Raw genomic sequence first — 20,214 nt, 5'->3', positions numbered from 1 at the left:
TTGAGAAATCGGAAGACAGAAATAGAAAGGCCCGGGTGCGAATGCGCCCGGGCCTGGCGCTAACGGGCGGGCTTAAATCTTGCCGACCAGGTCGAAGGAAGGCTTGAGCGTCTCGGCGCCCTCGGTCCACTTCGCCGGGCAGACTTCACCAGGGTGGGCTGCGACGTACTGAGCAGCCTTCACGCGACGCAGCAATTCGGCGGCGTCGCGGCCGATGCCGTTGTCGTGCACCTCGATGGTCTTGATCTTGCCCTCGGGATCGATCACGAAGGTACCTCGATAGGCAAGGCCGGCGTCTTCACCTTCCTCGATCAGCACCTGGAAGGCGCGTGCGAGCTGCTGGCTGGGGTCGCCGATCAGGGGGTACTGCACCTTGGCGATGGTGTCCGAGGTGTCATGCCAGGCCTTGTGGGTGAAGTGGGTGTCGGTCGACACGCCGTAAATCTCCACGCCCAGCTTCTGGAATTCGGCGTAATGGTCGGCAAGGTCGCCGAGTTCGGTCGGGCACACGAAGGTGAAGTCAGCCGGATAGAAGACGACGACGGACCACTTGCCCTTGAAGCTCTCGTTGCTGACCGGAACAAACTTGCCGTTGTGGTAAGCGGTGGCCTTGAACGGGACGATTTCGGTATTGATCAGGGACATGTACGGGTTCCTTGTTGAGGCTGATGAAAAAAGCGAAGCCTCAGTATAACTACCGATTTGATATTCTTGATAGCGATGAGCTATGAAAAATATTGGAGTGGGCTATGAGTCGATGCCCAGCCCGCTCAATGCGAACACCTATCACCCTCACACGCATGCAGACCGGCGCAACATGGGTTCTCTTGCCTGCGCTCGCGTGACGCTCACACAATCCCTGCTTTCAAGAACAAGGAAGAAACCATGAAGGGCGATCCCCAAGTCATCGACCATCTGCAGGCACAACTGAAGAACGAGCTGACCGCGATCAATCAGTATTTCCTGCACTACCGCATGCTCAAGCATTGGGGCTTGGACAAGCTGGCCAAGAAGGAATACGAAGAGTCCATCGGCGAGATGAAGCATGCAGACAAGCTCATGGACCGCATCTTCATGCTGGACGGCCTGCCAAACTTGCAGGACCTGGCCAAACTACGTGTTGGCGAGGACGTACCCGAAATCCTGCAGTGCGACCTCGCTTCCGAAATGGGCGCTCAGGCCACGATCAAGGACGGCATCGCCCACTGCGAGGCGGTTCGCGACTACGTTTCGCGTGATCTCCTGCAAGAGATCCTGGACGACACCGAAGAGCACATCGACTTCCTCGAGACCCAGATCGATCTGGTCGGCAAGGTCGGCCTGCAGAACTACCTTCAGTCGCAGATGGGCGAAGTCGAGTAGGACTGCTCACCACCACAAACCGCCGGGGCCCAATGGGCCCCGCTTTTTTTGCCATCCCAACCTCATAGTTATTGCAAATGCGAGGAATTCGTATTTATAATCGGGGCTCCTACCAACAGCCAGCCAGACTGCCGCCCCACCGCCATGATCGTCTGCGTATGTCGCCGAGTGTCCGACCGTGAGATCGCACGCCACGTGCGGGCCGGGATGACCTTCGACGAAGTGCAATTCGAACTCGGCGTCGCCACCCAGTGCGGTCAATGCGAGAGCTGCGCACGCGACGTGGTCGCGCAGTGCAGCGCCTCCCACCCGATTGCCGCGCTCAATCGCGAATCGGAGCCGAGTTCGATCCAGCTTGCCAGCGCCATTACGGAAAGCAGGACATGGAACTCTTCTCGGCCCTCGGCATCAGCCTGATCATCGTCAGCGGCTCCGCCTGGTGGATTTTTCGTAAGTAGCAGCCAGCGGTTTGCTGCACCCGGCACCTTCGACGGTGTCCGGCACTTGAATGTTTGATCGTGTCTGACCGCTTCTCCCCGTCGCCTCCTTCAGTTCTAGGCTTCTCGCGCAATGCGCTCATCGCGAGCGGCGTTGTTCTGTTCCATGTTGCGGCGCTCTGGGCGTTGCAAAGCGGGTTGCTGCGACGGGCCGCCGAGGTGGTGGTCCCGGTCGAGATCCTGAGCGAATTCATCGAGCCGCCCAAGCCGAAGGAAGCGCCGCCTCCTCCTCCGCCGCCGCCACCGCCGAAACCTCAGGTTGTCAAGGCGCCGCCCCCGCCGCGGCCCCAAGCCATTCGAGAGCCAAAGCCCACGCCGGCGCTAAACGCGCCCGCGGGAACCGTGGAGCCGCCTCCGCCTCCGGCCCCCATTGCCCCGCCCGCGCCTCCGGCGCCTCCAGCTCCTCCCCCGGCGCCGCCGGCGCCGCCTTCCGTGCAATTGCCCTCCAGCGACGCCGACTACTTGCAGAACCCCAAGCCGGTCTATCCCGCGATGAGCAGGCGTCTAGGCGAACAGGGCAAGACGGTCGTGCGGGTCACCATCGGCGTCGACGGCCTGCCAAAGCGGGCCTCCGTCCGCACTTCCAGCGGTTACGAACGTCTGGATGAGGCGGCTGTCGCTGCCGTCATGCGATGGCGCTTCGTACCGGGCAAACGGAATGGAGTCATTGAAGAAATGGACTTCAGCGTTCCGATCAACTGGGTTCTCAATTAATTACTGGAGCAACTTCGTATGGATTCCCACTTTGGCCTGATGAACGTCTGGAATCAGGGCGACTTCGTCACCCGGGCCGTGGCCCTGCTTCTGATCGGCATGTCGCTGGCGTCCTGGATCGTGATCCTGATCAAGGCGCTCGACATCATCCGGTACAAGCGCCTAGCCAAGCACTCGCAGGACTTCTGGCACAGCGAAGACTTTGCCACCGCACTGAACAAGCTCGGCAAGGATGGCAGCAATCCGTTCCGTGCGCTCGCACTGGAAGGTCGGGAGGCCGCGGCGCACCACCGCAATACCAAGGCGCATCTGCACGATGCCCTCGACGTCAGCGACTGGATCACCCGCGCGCTGCGCAACGGCATCGACGAATTCACCGCGCGCCTGCAGACGGGCCTCGCCATCCTGGCCTCCGTCGGCTCGACGGCGCCGTTCATCGGGCTGTTCGGGACGGTATGGGGCATCTATCACGCCCTGATGAGCATTGGCTCAGCCGGTCAAGCCACCATCGACAAGGTGGCCGGACCGATCGGCGAAGCACTGATCATGACGGCCCTGGGCCTGGCGGTCGCGATTCCCGCCGTGCTGGGCTACAACGCATTGGTGCGCGGCAACAAGTTCGTGCTCACCAAGCTCAACAGCTTCGCACATGACCTGCATGCCTACTTCGTCACCGGCGCGCGGGTTCAAAGCGGCGTCGAGGCCACCGTGGTCCCGCTCAAGAAAAGCTGAGGAACACCATGGCATTCGGTACCCAGGACGAGCCTGACGAGGTAATGAACGAGATCAACATGACGCCGCTGGTCGACGTCATGCTGGTGCTCCTGATCATTTTCATCATCACGGTGCCCGTGATGAAGCATGCCGTGAACATCGACCTTCCCCGCGCCAGCAGCGAGCCGGAGCAGACCAAGCCGCAGAACATCCTGTTCACGGTGGCGGCAGACGGCAGCTATTACTGGAACGAGGAGAAGATCGATGACAGCGAACTGAAGACGCGGCTGGCAGCCGAGGCCGCCAAGGATCCGCAGCCCGAGCTGCACATCCGCGGCGACAAGGCGGTGCGCTACGAGCGTGTGGCGCAAGCCATGTCGGCGGCACGCGAAGCCGGCGTACGGAAGATCGGCTTCATCACCGAACCCGAAGCCAAATAGCTGCGGGCAGCGGGAAAACCTATCGTGGCGATTGACTTTTTATTGAGAATCGTTATCATTCACTCATCGTTTCGATGAAGGGATTACCGATGCAAGCCGTGCCCAACGCGTTCAATGTCCTGAACCATCCCTCGCTCGATCATTCGGGCGGCGGCCGCGCAAGCAGCGAGCCTTCCCTGCCGGCGCCCCTCTTCGAGAGCGCGGAGCTTCTCAAGGGCGGCAAGAGCGTAGGCATCATGCACAACGGCTCGTTGTATCGGCTCCAAGCCACCAAACTCGGCAAACTGATTCTCACGAAGTAGGTCAGTTCGCCCCTCGCGCAAGTTTCATCGTGGGGCGACTCGAGGAGATCTGATCTCCGAAGGGTCGTTTTTTGCTAGCCAACGGCTTCTTGCCGACTAGCCAAGCTTTTTTTCCACCTTGAACCCCCAAAAAAAACGCCGACTCGAGGTCGGCGTTTTGCATGGAGGCATTGACGTCAGAGACCGAGCGCCGCGATACCGGCCCTGGCGATCTGGGCGTCTTCGTTGGACTTGACGCCGCTCACGCCGACCGCGCCGATCACTTGGCCATCCTTGACGATCGGCACGCCACCCTCGAGCAGTCCGTCCATGCCAGGAGCCGAAAGGAAGGAAGTACGGCCGCCATTGACCATGTCTTCATATACCTTGCTTTCGCGCCGCCCCATGGCAGCCGTGCGGGCCTTGGCGGGCGCAATATGCGACGAGATGGCGGCGGCGCCGTCCAGCCGCTGCAGCCACAGCAGATTGCCGGCATCGTCTGCGATGGCGACGGTCACGGCCCAGTTGTTCTTGAGCGCTTCGGCCTCGGCCGCAGCAGCGATCGCCTTGACGTCGGCGAGTTCGAGAAAAGACTTGGTCTTCATGGTCTTGCGAATAGTGAGCAAACACCGAGCATAGCGCCCGACCCTGCCGGAGCGCTTACGAGCTGGGCGGCGGCTTTAGCGCCATGCCGAGGCGGGTCTTTTCCCGGCCAGATCTTGCAGCCCCATAGAATGGCCCCAACTGCAGCTTCGCAGCCAACATCAGGAGTTTCAGCAATGAACGACCGCGTCAATACCCTTGCCACTTCCGTCGGTTACGGCCAGGCGCTGCCGCAAGTAGAGCGACAGCGCGTCCTGCGCAACACCTACTGGCTGCTCGCCCTGAGCCTGCTGCCCACCGTGCTGGGTGCATGGCTCGGCGTCGCCACCGGCATCACCCGCTCGCTCAGCGGCGGCATCGGCCTGATGGTATTCCTGGGCGGTGCCTTCGCCTTCATCTTCGCCATCGAGAAGACCAAGAACTCCGCCGCAGGCGTCCCCGTGCTGCTGGGCTTTACCTTCTTCATGGGCCTGATGCTGTCGCGCCTCATTGCAATGGTGCTGGGCTTCAAGAACGGCTCCGAGCTGATCATGACCGCGTTCGGCGGTACCGCCGGCGTGTTCTTCGTGATGGCTTCACTGGCCACCGTGATCAAGCGCGACCTGTCCGGCATGGGCAAGTGGCTGTTCGTCGGTGCCCTGGTGCTGATGATCGGCGCCATCATCAACGTGTTCGTCGGCTCCAGCGCCGGCATGCTTGCGATCTCGGTCGCGGCAATCGGCATCTTCTCGGCTTTCATGCTCTATGACCTCAAGCAGATCTTGGACGGCGGCGAGACCAACTACATCAGCGCCACCCTGGCGCTCTACCTGGACATATTCAACGTGTTCCAGAGTCTGCTCGCCCTGCTGGGCATCTTCGGCGGCGAGCGCGACTGATCGCCGGCTCCTCAGCTGAAAAAGGGCCCTTTGGGCCCTTTTTTATGGCCGATCGAACACCGCGATCGACTCGACGTGCGCCGTGTGAGGGAACATGTTGACCACGCCCGCGAAAGTGCAGCGATAGCCGGCCTGATGGACCAGCAGGCCCGCGTCGCGCGCCAGCGTCGAGGGATTGCAGCTGACGTAGACGATCCGCCTGGGCGGCGTCCAGCCCTCCCTGGGTAGATCGGCCTCCTGGTGCAGATCGGCCAGTGCCTTGGCCAGCGCGAAGGCGCCCTCGCGCGGCGGATCGACCAGCCACTTGTCTGCTGCACCGTCCCCCATCAGCATCACGGGCGTGATCTCGAACAGGTTGCGCGCGACGAAGCGAGTCGGGGCCAGCGCTCCCCGGCCGGGCGTCGGGCCCTGGTTGCGCGCCAGGTTCTCCGTCGCCCTTGCCACCAGCGCGGCACTGCCTTCGATGCCCAGTACTTCCCGCGCACGGGTCGCGAGCGGGAGCGTGAAATTGCCCAGACCGCAGAACCAGTCGATGACGCGCTCCTCCGCCTGCACGTCCAGCAGGCGCATGGCGCGGCTCACGAGCGCGCGATTGATATATGCGTTGACCTGTGTGAAATCGGTCGGCTTGAAGGGCATCGTGACGCCGAATTCGGGCAAATGGTAGGCCAGCATCGGCCCGTCGGATTCAAGCGGCCGAACCGTCTCGGGCCCTTTCGGCTGCAGCCACCACTGCACCCCCTCGTGCGCGGCGGCAAAGGCCTTGAGCCTCGCGACGTCTTCCGCCGACAGGGGCTCCAGGTGCCGCAGTACCAGCGCGATCACCCCGAGCCCGACGCCATCAGGTGCGTCGCCGCAGGCCAATTCGATCTGCGGGCAGGTATCGCGAGCGTCCATCGATCCGATGAGCTCGCGCAGCGGCATCAGCATGGCGCTGACGCGCGCCGGCAGCACGGGGCACACCTGCATGTCGGCGAGATAGCGGCTCTTGCGTTCGTGGAAGCCGATCAGTACCGTCCCCTTCTTGACGACATGACGCACCGACAGGCGGGCGCGATAACGGTAGTGCCAGGCGGGCCCCTCGAGCGGGCGCAGCACGTTCTCGGGCCGCACCTTGCCCAGATGCCACAGGTTGTCTTCGAGCGCACGCTGTTTCACCGCCACCTGCGCCGCGGGATCGAGGTGCTGCATCTTGCAGCCGCCACAAGCACCGGCATGCAGCCCGAAATGCGGACATCCGGGACGCACGCGCTGCGAGGATTCACGACGAATAGCAGTCACCGTGCCCTGCTCCCAGTTGTTCTTCCTGCGCTGCACCTTGAGCTGCACTTCCTCGAAAGGCAGCGCGCCCTCGATGAACACCACCATGCCGCTGGCCTTGTGTGCAACGCCCTGTGCGTCGAGGTCGAGCGACTCGACCTGCAGCCATTCATCATGAGGCTGCTGCTGCGCCTCTTTCTTTTCTATCGAATCCGTCATGCACGGATTGTCTCAGGGGCGGCATGCCCGCCCGCGAGGGGACTACAGGAGCGCGTCGCGCTGCACGCCCGCCCGCGCGAGTTGGCGGCGCATCTTGGCAAGAGCCTCGTTCTGGATTTGCCGCACGCGCTCGCGCGTGAGGCCCAGGCGCACGCTCAGTACTTCCAGTGTCTCCGGATCGCGGTCGTGCAGGCCGTAGCGCCCCTCCAGTACCTCGCGCTCGCGCTCACTCAATGCCAGAATCCACTGATCGAGGAGCTTCTCGACTTCATGCGTCTGGGTGATGCCCGTCGGGTCACTGTGCTCGTCCTCCGAAGCCACCGTATCTGCCAGGCTGAAGCTGTCCTCACTGCGTTCGCTGCCGGCATCGAGCGAACGCGGCGCCTCGGCCAGCGCCATCAGATCGGCCACGGCCTGCACCTCGCGGCCCAGCAGCGCCGCGATGTCTTCCACCCGCACGCCGTCGGGGCGACGCGCGATGAAGTCGGCATCGCCTTCCAGTGTGCGCCGCGCGCGCATCACCTGCTGCAGTTCGCGCACCACGTGCACCGGCAGGCGAATCGCGCGCGCCTGCATCATCGCTGCGCGCTCGATCGACTGGCGGATCCACCAGGTGGCATAAGTCGAGAAGCGAAAGCCGCGTTCAGGTTCGAACTTGTTGATCGCATGCATCAGGCCGAGGTTGCCTTCTTCGATCAGGTCCGCGAGTGGCACCCCCCGGCCGAGATAGCCCTTGGCGATGTTCACCACGAGCCGCAGGTTGTGCTCGATCATCGACTGCCGTGCCGAGAAGTCCCCGCTGCGCGCGGCGCAGGCGGTGCGATATTCCTCGTCGGGCGTGAACAGCTCAGTGCGCCGGATCTCACGCAGGTAGAGCGTCAACGAGTCGCCGCCCTCGCCGCCGAGATCGAGCGTCGCGCCATCACGCGAAATTTCTCGTGCCGCCTCGCTCTCCGGGCGATCGGGGCGCTCAGGCGCCTCGTCCGCGGGAACGGATGGCCCGAAGCCGCTGAACGGTGCGGCGCCACCGTTGCCCGCCGCGCGCCGCACGATCTGACCGCGACGCAGGCGAGAGGCGGCCATGCATGGTCCTACCGGGCGGGCAGATAGCGCGCCGGATCGACAGGCTTGCCCTGCCGGCGGATTTCGAAGTGCAGCTTCACGCGGTCCGCGTCGCTGTTGCCCATCTCGGCAATCTTCTGGCCCTTCTGCACCGACTGGTCCTCCTTCACAAGGAGCGTCCGGTTGTGGGCGTAGGCGGTGAGATAGGTGTTGTTGTGCTTGAGGATGATCAGGTTGCCGTAGCCGCGCAGCCCGGCCCCGGCATAGACGACGCGCCCATCGGCCGCGGCGAGCACGGAGTCGCCGGCCTTGCCTCCAATGTCGAGCCCCTTGTTCTTGGCTTCGTCGAAGCCGGCAATCAACGCACCCTGCGCAGGCCAGATCCAGCCCACGTCTTCGTCCCCCGAGGCCGTCGCAGCCGGTGTTGCAGGCGACGCGGTCACGATGGAAGGCGTCGGCTTGGCAGCCGCGCTCGCAGCAGCAGCTGGAGCCGGCGCGGCAGCAGCGGCCGCTGCGGGGCCCGCCGACGGCCCGGCGGTCCGCGCTGCATCAGAGGCAAGGGGCGCGGGCGTTGCTGCCGGCGTCGTGGTCGCGCCCGCAGGCGGAATTACGCGCAGCACCTGACCCACTTCGATCAGGTCGGGATTCTCGAGATTGTTCCAGCGCGCGATGTCGCGCCAGTTTTGACCCGTCTCCGTGCCGATGCGGCGGATGGTGTCGCCCGGACGCACCGCGTAGTACCCCGGTTTGCCGTAGTTCTCGATGCCCGGCAGCGGCTTGCCCGATGCATCGGTGGTGATGGGAGGTGTGCCTGGAGCAGTCGACGGAGCAGCAACTGGCGCACCGATCATCGTGCCGCGGTCCTCGACCGGAACGGGCCCACGCTTCGCGGCACACCCCGCAATCAAGAGTGCGACCAGCAGCATCACGCCAGCAAGCCAGCCCCGATTGCCAATACCCTGCATGTGTTCTTCCTTCAAGCAATTCCTGATTTTAGGGGGACAAAGTGAACCGCCTCAAGAACGCGGCGCTCCAGTCCGCGTGCTGTCTTGTCGATGACGACGAGGGCCTGTCCACCAGTCGACGACTGCGTCGGCGCGACGATGCGCCCGCCCACGGCGAGCTGCGCGACCCATGTCTCCGGCACTGCATCGCCGCCCGCCGCCGCAACGATGCCGGCGTAGGGAGCGCCCTTCGCGTAGCCCACCATGCCGTCCCCAAGGAGTAAGTGAACCGTGGCCAATCGGAACGGGCGCAGATTGGCGCGCGCCCGCTCATGCAGGCCGCGCAGGCGCTCGATGCTGTAGACCTCCGCCGCGACATGGCTCAGCACCGCGGCCTGGTAGCCGCAGCCGGTCCCGATCTCGAGCACGCGTCCGAGCCGATCGCCGGGCTTGTTCGCCAAGGCAGGCGCACCGAGCAGCAGCTCGATCATGCGCGCCACCACGCTCGGCTTAGAGATGGTCTGGCCCAGTCCGATCGGCAGGCTGGTATCTTCATACGCCTGATTGACCAAGGCGCTGTCGACGAATCGATGACGCTCGACCGTGTTCATGGCGCGGACTACGCGCGGGTCGGCGATGCCCTGCGCGGCGAGCCGCTGAACCATGCGGGCGCGCACCGCGTCCGATGCCATGGACGGTGTGTGATGAACGAGCGGCTTCACGGGAACCGCCGACGGCCGGCCACGCGTCGCAGCCGATGCGGTGGGCGTGAGCCGCACGGGAAACCCTGGCCGTTGACTCGCCATGGTCAGGAAGGCTCGCCCAATCGCGCCACCGTCTGGCGCCACTGTTCCAGATTGGCGTGGTCGGTCAGGTCGATCTGCAGCGGCGTCAAGGCGATGTGGCCGGCGGCCGTCGCATGGAAGTCGGTGCCTTCACCACTGTCTTTCGCGCCGCCCGCGCCCGCGATCCAGTACATGGTCTCGCCGCGCGGGCTGTCCTGGGTGATGACCTTCTCCGCGGCATGGCGGCGCCCCAGCCTGCAGACCTTGACGGGCTTGAGCTCCTCGAATGGCAGGTTCGGCACGTTGACGTTGAGCAGGAATGCAGGACCCCCGAGCATGCGATCGCGCTCGATCTGCTCGACCAGCCTTCGGGCCGCGCGTGCCGCCGCGTCGACATGCGCCCAGCCCTTCTCGATCTGCGAGAAGGCAATTGCCGGTATGCCGAAAAGGTACGCCTCCATGGCGGCTCCGACGGTGCCCGAATAGATGGTGTCGTCGCCCATGTTGGCGCCGTTGTTGATGCCGGACACCACGAGATCGGGTCGATAGTCGAGCAGCCCCTTGAGCGCGATGTGCACGCAATCCGCCGGCGTGCCGGTCACGTACCGAAAACCGTTGTGCGCCTTGTGCACGTAGAGCGGTGCCGCGAGCGTGAGCGCATTCGACTTGGCGCTGTTGTTGTGCTCTGGTGCAACCACTTCGACTTCCGCTACATCCTTGAGCGCATCGTGCAACGCCACGATGCCGGGAGCCTGGAAGCCATCGTCGTTCGAAATCAGTATCTTCATGGCTTTGATAGTGCGCGCGATTGTAGGCGGCGAGCGCGTCACGACAGGGACAATGCCCGCCCGCAGTCCGGCCTATCATGACCCGGATCCGTTGCCCCAGATTCACCCAAGGAGACCGAGCATGCACGCATGGCTCTGTGAGAACCCGACCGGCGTCGATGCGCTGACCTGGAAAGAACTGCCCACCCCCGCGCCTGGTCCGGACCAGGTGCTGATCGAGATCAAGGCGGCCAGCCTGAACTTTCCCGATCTGCTGATCGTGCAGAACAAATACCAGATAAAGCCGCAGCTGCCCTTCGTACCGGGATCGGAGTACGCCGGCGTGGTCTCGGCGATCGGCGAAGGAGTCACCCACTTGCGCGTGGGTCAAAGTGTTGCCTGTCTGTCGGGCACGGGTGGCTTCGGCACCCACACGCTGGCGCCCGCCGCCCTCTGCATGCCCCTGCCGGAGGGCTTCGGCCATGTCGATGCGGCCGCCTTCATCATGATCTATGCCACCTCCTGGCACGCGTTGATGGACCGGGCGCAGCTCAAGCCCGGCGAGACCGTGCTGGTGCTCGGCGCAGCCGGCGGCGTCGGCACCGCCGCCATTCAGATCGCGAAAGCCGCCGGCGCCAAGGTGATTGCAGCAGCATCGACGGACGAGAAATGCGAACTGTGCAAATCCATTGGAGCAGACCTCACGATCAACTACACCACGCACGCGCTTCCCAATGGGTTCCGGGATGCAATCAAGGCGGCGACCGACGGCAAGGGTCCCGACGTGATTTACGATCCGGTCGGCGGAGAATTCGCGGAACCCGCGTTCCGTTCGATCGGCTGGCGGGGGCGCTATCTGGTGGTGGGTTTCGCTTCCGGACCGATTCCTTCGCTGCCGCTCAATTTGATGCTGCTCAAAGGCGCATCGGTGGTCGGCGTGTTCTGGGGCGATTTCGCCAAGCGCGAGCCGAAGGCCAATGCGCAGATGATGGCCGAATTGGTGAAATGGTATGGCCAAGGCAAGGTCAAGCCGGTGATTGATGCCACCATGCCCATGGCCGAACTCAAGGCGGCCTACGCCCGCATGGGCTCGCGTGGGGTCAAGGGCAAGCTCGTCATGGTCAACTGAGCGCCTGCGCCTGCCATACAAAAAGCCCGCATCGCGGGCTTTTTTTTGGCGGGCAGACGCCTCAGTGGATCTCGAACTCAGACAGCGATTTGCCTGCCGCCAGAGCCTCGGTGATCCAGCGCGGCTTGCGACCGCGTCCGCCTGACCAGGTTTCTCCGGTCGGGCTGCGGTACTTCGCGGCGGATTTTGGCGCGGCCGCGGGCGCTCCCCGCCTGGTGCTGCGGCCCGTGAGCTTCAAATCGGCCGCGGTCAGGCCGTATTCGGCGATCTTCTTCCGCAACTCCTCGACCACGCTCGCGCGCTCCTGATTGCGCAGTTCTTCGGCTTGCTTGCGCAATTGCGCAATCTGCTCGTCGTGCTTCTTGATCTGGGAATTGATGTCGGCAAGTGTTGAGGCCATTGGTGCAAGTTCCTCCGAATTAGGAAGTCCGAATTCTAATTCAAGTCCGAATTGCTGCAAGCACCGCGCGTGCCAAAAAAAAACGCCGGTCGAATGACCGGCGTTTTGCAAGGGGGGGTTTGGGGTGGCTGATGGGACTCGAACCCACGACGACCAGAATCACAATCTGGGACTCTACCAACTGAGCTACAGCCACCGCAGAGCCGGCAATTGTAGCCGGAAAAAAGCTAGCGTCCGACGACAATGCCCGCATCGACCGGTTTCGGCACCAGGATCTCAGCCTTGAATCGGTTCTTGAGTAGTTCGTAGTAGGCGGCAGCCTCGGCGGCGGACGTGGCCAACGCAACCTGCTGGGTTTCCTGCTGCGCCATCTCGGCGGCGGGCGGCGTGCGCGGCACGGTTTTGTTGACGCGAACGACGGCATATCCCTGCGTGCCGAGGTCCACTCCCACCAGCGCGGGCAGCTTGACCGGATCGGCGCGCAGTGCCGCCTCGATGATCGGCATCGGCTGCGACTGCGTCTCCAGCCGCGAAACCGTCAGTGCCGCGCCGAAGTTCGCGCCGGCCGCGTTCGATTGCCAAGCTGCGAGTTTCGCTTCGCCTTCGGTCTTGGCCAGTGCCCCCGCGCGTTCGGCGACGAGCTGTGCCCGAACCTTGTCCTTGACCTCTTCGAAAGGCTGCGCTCGTGCCGGGGTGTACTGCGTCACGCGCCCGGATGCGAGCTGGTTGGGACCGATCTCGATCGCCTCCGTGTTGTGCTTGCGCTCCAGCGAATCGGCCGCAAACAAGGCGTTCAGGAAATTGCGGCTGGCCAGGGGGCCCGTCGCACCGGGCGCAGGCGTGCGTGTCACCTTGTCGGCGGTTCGGATCGCGAGCTTCAGCTTCTCGGCGGCCGGCTTCAGGCTGTCGGGCTGCTGATAGACGGCATCGGTGAAGGTCTCGGCCGCCTTGGCGAACTCCTGCGTTGCTTGCTGGCTGCGAACCTCGTCCTCGATCTTTGCGCGCACCTGCTCGAAGGGCGGGACCGCGCCCGGCTTGATGTCGTTGAGCTGGATGATGTGGTAGCCGAATTCGGTCTCTACCAAGTCGCTGATCTCGCCCTTCTTGAGCGCGAACATCGCATCCTCGAACGGCTTCACCATCGCCCCGCGGGTCACGAAGTCGAGATCGCCGCCCTTTTCCGCCGAGCCCGGATCCTGCGAATTCTTGCGTGCGATCTCCGCGAAGCTGCCTGGTGCTTTCTTGACCTCGGCAAGCAATCCCTGCGCTTTCTCGCGCGCCTTTTCGCGCTCGGCGGCTGGGGCGCCCGAGGGCACACTGATCAGGATGTGGCTGGCACGCCGCTCCTCCTTCGTGCCTAGGCGTTCGCGGTTCTGTTCGTAGTAGGTGCGCACGTCGGCCTCGTTGACCGTGATGTTTTTCTTGGCAGCCTCGAGATCCAGCACGAGGTACTCGACGCTCGCCTGCTCCGGCACCTGGAACTGCGCGACGTGCTGCTTGTAATAGGCCTCCAGGTCCGCATCGCTGACAGTGACCTTCGCCGCAAACTCGCTGGGAGCGAAACGCGCCACCTGGATCTCGCGGCGGTCATAGAAGGCGTCGAGCAGAACGGCAGTCTGTGCCGGTGTCGCGAGCGCCGTATCGGCAATGCCCTTCAGCACCTGCTGGCGCACCATCTGCGCAGCGAGCGCGGCCTGGTGCTGCTCGGGGGTCATGCCCGTAGCGCGCAAGAACAGCTCGCGGTCGAACTGGCGTTTGCCATCCTTGACGACGACGAAGCTCGCCAGGCCCGGATCGTTCTGGAATATCTCGAGCTGGCGCTGCTCGGTGACGACGAAATGGTCCTGGGCCGCAGCGGCGGCCAGCACGCGGTCGCGCACCATCCGCTCCAGCGTTGCGTAGCGCTGCGCATCGGTATCGAACATCGCAGGGTCGACGTCGGACCTTTGCTGGCGAATGCGATCGACATCGTTGCGGTGCTGCGTATCCCATTCCGGACGGTGAATGCTCTCGCCTGCCACGCTGGCAACCTTCTCGCCCTTGTCGCCGGAACCGCTGTAGCGGTCCAGCACGCCGACCACCACGAATGACGGCACGATCAACAGGAACAGAACAGCCATCAGGATCTTGTTGTGCTGTCGGATGAAATCGAACATGGATGGGGTCTCTTCAGCGAAAAACAAAAAAGGCGAACTCACTGTTCGCCTTTGCATCGGTTGGTGGGTGCTGAGGGGCTCGAACCCCCGACCTACGCCTTGTAAGGGCGCCGCTCTACCAACTGAGCTAAGCACCCAACCGGGATATGACTCTTAGTTCAGCGCATCTTTCAGCGCCTTGCCGGGGCGGAACTTCGGGATCTTGGCGGCCTTGATTTTAATCGCGTCGCCGGTGCGCGGATTGCGGCCCGTGCGTGCAGCGCGCTTACCCACAGCAAAAGTGCCGAAACCGACGAGCGAGACTGAGCCGCCCTTCTTGAGCGTCGTACGAATGGCGCCGATGGTCGATTCGAGTGCGCGCGTGGCAGCGGCTTTCGAGATGTCGGCGTTTTTTGCGATGTGCTCAATCAGTTCGGTTTTGTTCACAAGGACCCCTTGCAGGATAGATAGTTGATCGGGTAGCGTCAGAAGCGGTGCCGGCCCCGTGACGAAGCCACGGGGTTCGTTGAAGAAGAAAGGATGGCAGTTCTGATGCGCCGGCAGCGCGCTGCCGACAAGGATTACAACCACTGGTCCACGGGGTGTCAATACGACACGAGGCCGCGCAATCCAGCGAGGCCCGCGATTCTAGTGATGTTTTGCGCGGTCCTTTTTTCCCAGGCGGCTACGTTCAGAGCGCTTGCGCAATCGCGCGGCCGATGTCGATGGTGCCCGCGCTGCCGCCGATGTCCGGCGTGCGCGGCGCCCCGCTCTCCGGCGCCAGCACCTTCTCGATGGCGGCCAGGATCGCGTCGTGCGCGTTCCTGTATCCGAGGAACTCGAGCATCATGGCGCCGCACCAGATCTGACCGATCGGGTTGGCGATGCCCTTGCCTGCAATATCCGGCGCCGAGCCGTGCACCGGTTCGAACAGCGACGGCGTGCTGCGCTCGGGGTTGAGGTTGGCGCTCGGCGCGATGCCGATCGTGCCGGTACAGGCGGGCCCGAGGTCGGACAGTATGTCGCCGAACAGATTGCTGGCCACCACAACGTCGAAGAAGTCGGGGCGTTGCACAAAATGCGCGGTCAGGATGTCGATGTGGAACTTGTCGAGCTTGACGTCCGGGTAGCTCTTCGCCATTGCGGCCACGCGCTCGTCCCAGTACGGCATGGTGATCGAGATGCCATTGGACTTGGTCGCGCTGGTCAGGTGCTTGCCGGGACGCGACTGCGCCAGCTCGAACGCGAACTTGAGAACCCGGTCCACGCCCGTGCGCGACATGACCGTCTCCTGGATCACGATCTCACGCGCCGTGCCCTCGTACATGCGCCCGCCGATGCTCGAGTACTCGCCCTCGGTGTTCTCGCGCACGATGTACATGTCGATCTCGCCGGGCTGCCGCGCCGTGCCGTCGCGCCGCACCACCGGCGCGACGATGCCGGGCATCAGGCGGGCGGGCCGCAGGTTGACGTACTGGTCGAACTCGCGGCGGAACAGCAGCAGAGATCCCCAGAGAGAAACGTGGTCCGGGATCTTCTCGGGCCAGCCGACGGCGCCGAAATAGATCGCATCATGGCCGCCGATCTGATCCTTCCAGTCGTCCGGCAGCATCTTGCCGTGCTTCTCGCAGTAGTCCCAGCTCGAGAAACCGAAGTGGTCGAAATGCAGGTCGATGCCGAACTTGCGCGCCGCCGCATCGAGCACGCGCAGCCCCTCGGGCATGGTTTCCTTGCCGATGCCGTCTCCGGCGATCACGGCGATGCGCTTTTTGCCGCTCATGATGTCTTCCTTCAGGTATCAAACAAAAAATCGAAGCGCTTCTTCGGCCAGCGCCTCGGATGCCTCTTCGGGAATGTAGTGGCCGCAGGCCAGCGCAGCACCGGACACCCGCTCGGCGCGCTCGCGCCAAAGCCCCAGCACATCGAAGCAGCGCCCCACCGCGCCGTGCTCGCCCCACAGCACGCGCAGCGGCTGCACGAGCTTCAGGCCGGCTGCGATGTCGGCGCGGTCATGCTCGAGATCGATCGTCGCCGAGGCACGGTAGTCCTCGCAGATGCCGCGCGCCGTGCCGGCGATCGCGGCGCAGCGCTCGTACTCGGCCAGCGCCTCGGGCGCGAAAGGCGCCAGGCCGGCATGTCGGCTGCCCATCACGCTGCGGACGTAGCGCACCGGGTCGGACTCGATCAGAGCCTCGGGCAGCGGCGGCGGCTGGATCAGGAAGAACCAGTGCCAGTACGCACGGGCGAAGGCATCGGACGTCTGTTCGTACATCGCCAGCGTCGGCGCGATATCCAGCAGCATCAAGCGCTCGACGGCCCGAGGGTGATCCATGGCGAGCCGGTGCGCAACACGCGCGCCGCGATCGTGTGCCAGAACGTGGAAGCGCTCGAAGCCGTGATGGCGCATCACCGCCATTGCGTCTCTTGCCATCTCGCGCTTGCTGTAAGGAAGGTGCGCGGCATCGGTCGCCGGCCGATCCGAGTCGCCATAGCCGCGCAGATCCATCATCACCAGCGTGAAGCGGGTGGCCAACGCGGGCGCCACGCGCTGCCAGATGGCATGTGTCTGCGGATGTCCGTGCAGCAGCAGCAAGGGCGCGCCCTTTCCGCCGATGCGCCCGTGCAGGCGGACCTCGTCGCGAACCACGTGGAAAGGAGAAAAACCGTTCTGCATGCCCGCGATTGTGCGTTGTGCTTCTGGGCCTCATCAAGAAACAATCAGCGAATTGACTCTTTCCAGCAGGGAACGAATGGAACGCAGTGATCTCGAGTTGGTTCTCTCCGTGCGCCATGCAGGCAGCCTGGCTGGTGCAGCCACGGCATTGGGCGTGGTGCCCTCGGTCGTCACCAAGCGACTCGCACAGCTCGAGGAAGGGGTCGGCCATCGCCTCTTCGAGCGCACCACTCGCCGCCTGAGCCTCACTGCCGAGGGCGAGGCCGTCTGCGCACATGCCGAACGTCTGCTCGAAGGCTTCGCGGCACTCGAGTCCGAGCTGCGGGAGCGGCAGAAGGAGCCGAGCGGCGCACTGCGGATCGCCGCCACCTTCGGATTCGGACGACGCTGGCTAGGCCCAGCGCTCGCCCAGTTCGGACAGCAATACCCCGCCTTGCAGATCGAACTTCACCTCACGGAACGCCTCCCGGATCTTGGTGCCGAAGGCTACGACGGTGCGGTATGGCTCTGGTCCACGCCGGTCCGGCACGCGGGTGATTGGGTCGCACGCCGGCTGGCGCGGAACCAGCGCGTGCTGGCCGCTTCGCCTGCCTACCTCCGACGGCGCGGAACACCTGCGGATGCGCAAGCCCTTACCGGGCACGATTGCCTGGTCGTGCACGAAAACGAGGATGCGTCTGCCCGACGCTCCGATGTGTGGACCTTGAGCGACGCGAAGAATCGCGCCTCCACGCGCGTTCAGGTCAGCGGCCCCTTGTCGAGCAATTCCGGCGAGTTGGTGCGCGACTGGTGCCTCGCCGGCCGCGGGATCGTGCTGCGCAGCCTCTGGGACATCGAGCCGCAACTGAGCTCGGGCGAACTCGTTCGCGTGCTGCCAGAGTTGTCGATGCCTGAAGCCGACATCCAGTGGATTGCCCCCTGGCGCGCCAGGACGCCGCGCCGCGTCCGTCTGCTGGTCGACTTCCTGATCGAACAATTTCGCCCGGAGCCCTGGAAGCCGGCGGCGCCTGCACGCGTGGGTCCCAGGCATCACAAGGTGTAACAAACCTCCCCATGCCGGCTGGGTATTTCGGCCCCGGCGTTGTGTGCTTCCGACTACGCCTCTGCGCCGCTTGGCGGGAGAAATCGACCATTTGTCGCGCTTTCTGACAGCTCAGTGTGATAATTTCACATTCTTAACATATCGTCACATTTCTGGTTATCGGTATGTCGTCGGTACTCTGCACGGGTCCCAGAGAGCAAGGCGGTTGGAGAGTTGATGCGCAAACAGCACGGTTTCACATTGATCGAATTGGTTATCACGATAGCGGTCGTCGGCATCCTGGCCGCCATCGCTCTGCCCAGCTACCAGCAATACGTCATTCGTTCCAAACGGTCCGCGGCGCAGGCGCAGATGATGGACATCGCCAATCGTGAGCAACAGTTCCTGTTGGCCAACCGCAGCTACGCCGACAAGGCTGCGCTCGGCTACGCAGTGCCGGCGGAGGTCAGCGCCAACTACGACTGGGACATCACCTTGGCCACCGGTCCCGTGCCGGGCTTCACCGTGACCTTCACGCCGAAGAACAGCCAAGCCAGCGACGTCATACTCAAGCTCAACAACGAGGGCCTCAAGGAGCCCCCCGAAAAATGGTGAAGCTCCACTCGCAGCGCGGTGCCACCCTGCTGGAAGCGCTCGTCACCCTGGTCATCATCGCCTTCGGCCTGCTCGGACTGGTCGGCCTGCAATCCCGCCTGCAGGTGTCCGAGATGGAGGCCTACCAGCGCTCCCAGGCGCTGATCCTGCTGAACGACATGGCCAACCGCATCGCCATCAACCGCCGCGCCGCCGGCAGCTACGTCACGGCGACGCCCGTGGGCACCGGCAACTGCCCCGCCGCCACAGGCAGCCGCCAGCAGGTCGACGCGGCGGAATGGTGCAACGCGCTACAGGGCGCGGCAGAGACGTCCGGCACCAGCAAGATGGGCACCGTGATCGGCGGCCGCGGCTGCGTCGAGGACCTGGGCAACAACGAGTACCTGATCACCGTGGCCTGGCAGGGCCTGGTGCCGATCTCTGCGCCGCCCGACGGCGTCGCCTGCGGCAAGAACCTCTACAACGGCGACCCGACGACATCGCCTTGCAAGGACGACCTGTGCCGCCGCACGGTGACGACCCTGGTGCGCATCGGCTCACTCACATGAAGGCGAGATCCCGTAGTCGCTTCTCGCGCGCGCATGCCGCTGCCGCGCAGCGGGGCCTGACCCTGATCGAGCTGATGGTGTCGATCGCCATCACGCTCATCATCGTGGCAGCCCTGATCACCCTGTACCTCAACGTGTCGCGTTCCAACCGGGAAATGGTCAAGGTCAACCGGCAGATCGAAAGCGGCCGGCTCGCCGTGCACGTCCTGGAGAACGAGGTCGCGCACGCCGGTTTCTGGGAAAACTACATGCCCCAGTTCGACGACCTGACTCTGACCACGGTGCCCGCCGACGTGCCGACCGGCGCTGCGCCCGACCCCTGCCTCGCCTACACGCCGGCCAACTGGACCGACGCCTACAAGCGCAGCCTGCTCGACATTCCCGTGCAGAGCTACGAGGACGTTCCCGCCGGCTGTGCCGCGATCGTGACCCACAAGAAGGCGGACACCGATGTGCTGGTGGTGCGTCATGCCGAGACGTGCCTGCCAGGCACGCCCAACTGCGAAAGCGATATTCCTGCGGGCAAGCTCTATTTCCAATCGTCCTTGTGCGCGACGCAAACGCCCTCGACCTTCGAGCTGAACACCACCGGTTTCAACAGCATCCTGCGCAAGGATTGCACCAATGCGGCAGTCAAGCGCAGGTTCATCTCCGACATCTACTACATCCGCGACTACGCCGAAGCCGAGGGCGACGGCATCCCGACACTGGTGCGCTCGCGCCTGGACACCGCGGGCGGCACGCCCACCTATCCGCAGCCGGTGGCGCTGATCGAAGGCATCGAGGGCCTTCGCGTGGAACTGGGGCTGGATACGCTGGGCAAGACCGGTCTCGCCGTGAACTACACGCAGGCCATCAACTGGCTCGATGCCACCAACAAGACGACACCGACCAATCGAGGAGACGGCAGCCCCGACGGCGCATTCGTGCGCTGCACCACCGCCACGCCGTGCACGGCGGACCAGTTGATCAATACGGTCGCCGTGAAGTTCTACCTGCTCGCGCGCAGCATCGAGCCTTCGCCGGGCCATACCGACAACAAGACCTACGAGCTCGGCAGCGCCGCGACCCTTCCTGCCTACAACGACCAGTACAAGCGGCACGTGTTCTCCACCACCGTGCGCCTGACCAACGTCGCAGGCCGAAGGGAAACGCCGCCGTGAGAA

24 protein-coding genes and 2 tRNA genes are annotated in these 20,214 nt (G+C 64.1%); 12 read left to right on the top strand and 14 right to left on the bottom strand.

The genetic code is table 11. The features are described 5' to 3' along the window. Positions 1 to 72: 72 nt before the first annotated feature. Positions 73 to 645, bottom strand: coding sequence for an alkyl hydroperoxide reductase subunit C (ahpC, locus tag ACMGEZ_RS10735; protein ID WP_436822259.1), 573 nt, complete (start codon positions 643 to 645; stop codon positions 73 to 75). A gap of 240 nt (positions 646 to 885) precedes the next feature. On the opposite strand from ahpC, the gene bfr reads away from it, so the two are divergent. From bfr to hemP, 6 genes are all read left to right on the top strand, one after another. After that, the gene (gene bfr / locus ACMGEZ_RS10730; protein WP_436822258.1) at positions 886 to 1,362 is read left to right on the top strand and encodes a bacterioferritin; all 477 of its coding nucleotides are present in this window, start codon (positions 886 to 888) and stop codon (positions 1,360 to 1,362) included. A 144-nt stretch (positions 1,363 to 1,506) separates the two neighbouring features. Continuing rightward, positions 1,507 to 1,779: a (2Fe-2S)-binding protein gene (locus tag ACMGEZ_RS10725; protein WP_436822257.1), complete on the top strand. Its 273-nt coding sequence runs from the start codon at positions 1,507 to 1,509 to the stop codon at positions 1,777 to 1,779. A gap of 98 nt (positions 1,780 to 1,877) precedes the next feature. Beyond that, a complete protein-coding gene (locus tag ACMGEZ_RS10720; protein ID WP_436822568.1) occupies positions 1,878 to 2,573 on the top strand; it encodes an energy transducer TonB in 696 nt (231 codons plus the stop codon). A gap of 18 nt (positions 2,574 to 2,591) precedes the next feature. Further along, positions 2,592 to 3,305 (top strand): MotA/TolQ/ExbB proton channel family protein, encoded by a 714-nt coding sequence (locus ACMGEZ_RS10715; RefSeq protein WP_436822256.1) that lies wholly within the window; start codon positions 2,592 to 2,594, stop codon positions 3,303 to 3,305. 8 nt (positions 3,306 to 3,313) lie between these two features. Beyond that, positions 3,314 to 3,727 (top strand): ExbD/TolR family protein, encoded by a 414-nt coding sequence (locus ACMGEZ_RS10710; protein ID WP_436822255.1) that lies wholly within the window; start codon positions 3,314 to 3,316, stop codon positions 3,725 to 3,727. A gap of 89 nt (positions 3,728 to 3,816) precedes the next feature. Then, positions 3,817 to 4,029 carry a hemin uptake protein HemP gene (hemP, locus tag ACMGEZ_RS10705; RefSeq protein WP_436822254.1) on the top strand — a complete coding sequence of 71 codons (213 nt, stop codon included), beginning with the start codon at positions 3,817 to 3,819 and terminating at the stop codon, positions 4,027 to 4,029. Positions 4,030 to 4,205: 176 nt separating this feature from the next. On the opposite strand, the gene ACMGEZ_RS10700 is transcribed toward hemP, so the two are convergent. Then, entirely contained in the window at positions 4,206 to 4,613 is a 408-nt protein-coding gene (locus ACMGEZ_RS10700) for a GlcG/HbpS family heme-binding protein (RefSeq protein ID WP_436822253.1), read from the bottom strand. Between the two features lie 174 nt (positions 4,614 to 4,787). Here ACMGEZ_RS10700 and ACMGEZ_RS10695 point away from each other — a divergent pair, with 174 nt between their 5' ends. Continuing rightward, a complete protein-coding gene (locus ACMGEZ_RS10695) occupies positions 4,788 to 5,489 on the top strand; it encodes a Bax inhibitor-1/YccA family protein (RefSeq protein ID WP_436822252.1) in 702 nt (233 codons plus the stop codon). A 42-nt stretch (positions 5,490 to 5,531) separates the two neighbouring features. On the opposite strand, the gene rlmD is transcribed toward ACMGEZ_RS10695, so the two are convergent. From rlmD to surE, 5 genes are read right to left on the bottom strand one after another with little or no spacing between them, the layout of a single operon-like run. Continuing rightward, positions 5,532 to 6,968 (bottom strand): 23S rRNA (uracil(1939)-C(5))-methyltransferase RlmD, encoded by a 1,437-nt coding sequence (rlmD, locus tag ACMGEZ_RS10690; protein ID WP_436822251.1) that lies wholly within the window; start codon positions 6,966 to 6,968, stop codon positions 5,532 to 5,534. A 42-nt stretch (positions 6,969 to 7,010) separates the two neighbouring features. Beyond that, positions 7,011 to 8,051 (bottom strand): sigma-70 family RNA polymerase sigma factor, encoded by a 1,041-nt coding sequence (locus ACMGEZ_RS10685; RefSeq protein WP_436822250.1) that lies wholly within the window; start codon positions 8,049 to 8,051, stop codon positions 7,011 to 7,013. Between the two features lie 8 nt (positions 8,052 to 8,059). Then, positions 8,060 to 8,995 carry a peptidoglycan DD-metalloendopeptidase family protein gene (locus tag ACMGEZ_RS10680; protein WP_436822567.1) on the bottom strand — a complete coding sequence of 312 codons (936 nt, stop codon included), beginning with the start codon at positions 8,993 to 8,995 and terminating at the stop codon, positions 8,060 to 8,062. Positions 8,996 to 9,006: 11 nt separating this feature from the next. Then, positions 9,007 to 9,780 carry a protein-L-isoaspartate(D-aspartate) O-methyltransferase gene (locus ACMGEZ_RS10675; RefSeq protein WP_436822249.1) on the bottom strand — a complete coding sequence of 258 codons (774 nt, stop codon included), beginning with the start codon at positions 9,778 to 9,780 and terminating at the stop codon, positions 9,007 to 9,009. A gap of 2 nt (positions 9,781 to 9,782) precedes the next feature. Then, entirely contained in the window at positions 9,783 to 10,547 is a 765-nt protein-coding gene (gene surE, locus ACMGEZ_RS10670) for a 5'/3'-nucleotidase SurE (RefSeq protein ID WP_436822248.1), read from the bottom strand. Between the two features lie 121 nt (positions 10,548 to 10,668). On the opposite strand from surE, the gene ACMGEZ_RS10665 reads away from it, so the two are divergent. Next, complete coding sequence (locus ACMGEZ_RS10665; protein WP_436822247.1) at positions 10,669 to 11,655, top strand: NADPH:quinone oxidoreductase family protein; 987 nt, start codon at positions 10,669 to 10,671, stop codon at positions 11,653 to 11,655. Positions 11,656 to 11,716: 61 nt separating this feature from the next. Here the strand turns inward: ACMGEZ_RS10665 and ACMGEZ_RS10660 are convergent, their stop codons facing one another. The 7 genes from ACMGEZ_RS10660 to ACMGEZ_RS10630 all read right to left on the bottom strand — a co-directional run bounded on the left by ACMGEZ_RS10660 (position 11,717) and on the right by ACMGEZ_RS10630 (position 16,864). After that, positions 11,717 to 12,055, bottom strand: coding sequence for an H-NS histone family protein (locus ACMGEZ_RS10660; protein ID WP_436822246.1), 339 nt, complete (start codon positions 12,053 to 12,055; stop codon positions 11,717 to 11,719). A gap of 120 nt (positions 12,056 to 12,175) precedes the next feature. Continuing rightward, a tRNA-His gene (locus ACMGEZ_RS10655) sits at positions 12,176 to 12,251 on the bottom strand. 31 nt (positions 12,252 to 12,282) lie between these two features. Next, positions 12,283 to 14,211 (bottom strand): peptidylprolyl isomerase, encoded by a 1,929-nt coding sequence (locus ACMGEZ_RS10650; protein ID WP_436822245.1) that lies wholly within the window; start codon positions 14,209 to 14,211, stop codon positions 12,283 to 12,285. A 61-nt stretch (positions 14,212 to 14,272) separates the two neighbouring features. Beyond that, a tRNA-Val gene (locus ACMGEZ_RS10645) sits at positions 14,273 to 14,348 on the bottom strand. A 16-nt stretch (positions 14,349 to 14,364) separates the two neighbouring features. Further along, entirely contained in the window at positions 14,365 to 14,637 is a 273-nt protein-coding gene (locus ACMGEZ_RS10640; protein WP_007830705.1) for an HU family DNA-binding protein, read from the bottom strand. A 244-nt stretch (positions 14,638 to 14,881) separates the two neighbouring features. Further along, positions 14,882 to 15,970 carry a tartrate dehydrogenase gene (locus ACMGEZ_RS10635; protein WP_436822244.1) on the bottom strand — a complete coding sequence of 363 codons (1,089 nt, stop codon included), beginning with the start codon at positions 15,968 to 15,970 and terminating at the stop codon, positions 14,882 to 14,884. 18 nt (positions 15,971 to 15,988) lie between these two features. Then, positions 15,989 to 16,864 carry an alpha/beta fold hydrolase gene (locus ACMGEZ_RS10630; RefSeq protein ID WP_436822243.1) on the bottom strand — a complete coding sequence of 292 codons (876 nt, stop codon included), beginning with the start codon at positions 16,862 to 16,864 and terminating at the stop codon, positions 15,989 to 15,991. Positions 16,865 to 16,940: 76 nt separating this feature from the next. On the opposite strand from ACMGEZ_RS10630, the gene ACMGEZ_RS10625 reads away from it, so the two are divergent. The 4 genes from ACMGEZ_RS10625 to ACMGEZ_RS10610 all read left to right on the top strand — a co-directional run bounded on the left by ACMGEZ_RS10625 (position 16,941) and on the right by ACMGEZ_RS10610 (position 20,211). After that, positions 16,941 to 17,906: a LysR family transcriptional regulator gene (locus ACMGEZ_RS10625; protein ID WP_436822566.1), complete on the top strand. Its 966-nt coding sequence runs from the start codon at positions 16,941 to 16,943 to the stop codon at positions 17,904 to 17,906. A 216-nt stretch (positions 17,907 to 18,122) separates the two neighbouring features. After that, positions 18,123 to 18,500: a type IV pilin protein gene (locus tag ACMGEZ_RS10620; protein ID WP_436822242.1), complete on the top strand. Its 378-nt coding sequence runs from the start codon at positions 18,123 to 18,125 to the stop codon at positions 18,498 to 18,500. Next, entirely contained in the window at positions 18,494 to 19,048 is a 555-nt protein-coding gene (locus ACMGEZ_RS10615; protein ID WP_436822241.1) for a prepilin-type N-terminal cleavage/methylation domain-containing protein, read from the top strand. Before ACMGEZ_RS10620 ends, ACMGEZ_RS10615 begins: the two co-directional genes overlap by 7 nt. After that, positions 19,045 to 20,211, top strand: coding sequence for a PilW family protein (locus ACMGEZ_RS10610; protein ID WP_436822240.1), 1,167 nt, complete (start codon positions 19,045 to 19,047; stop codon positions 20,209 to 20,211). The genes ACMGEZ_RS10615 and ACMGEZ_RS10610 overlap by 4 nt, the downstream gene beginning before the upstream one ends. Positions 20,212 to 20,214: the final 3 nt, after the last annotated feature.

Source organism: Variovorax stachyos (genome assembly GCF_051400855.1).
Taxonomy (GTDB): Bacteria; Pseudomonadota; Gammaproteobacteria; order Burkholderiales; family Burkholderiaceae_C; genus Variovorax.
The sequence above is the reverse complement of the archived record's forward strand: the minus strand, read 5'-3'. Positions and strand labels throughout refer to the sequence as shown.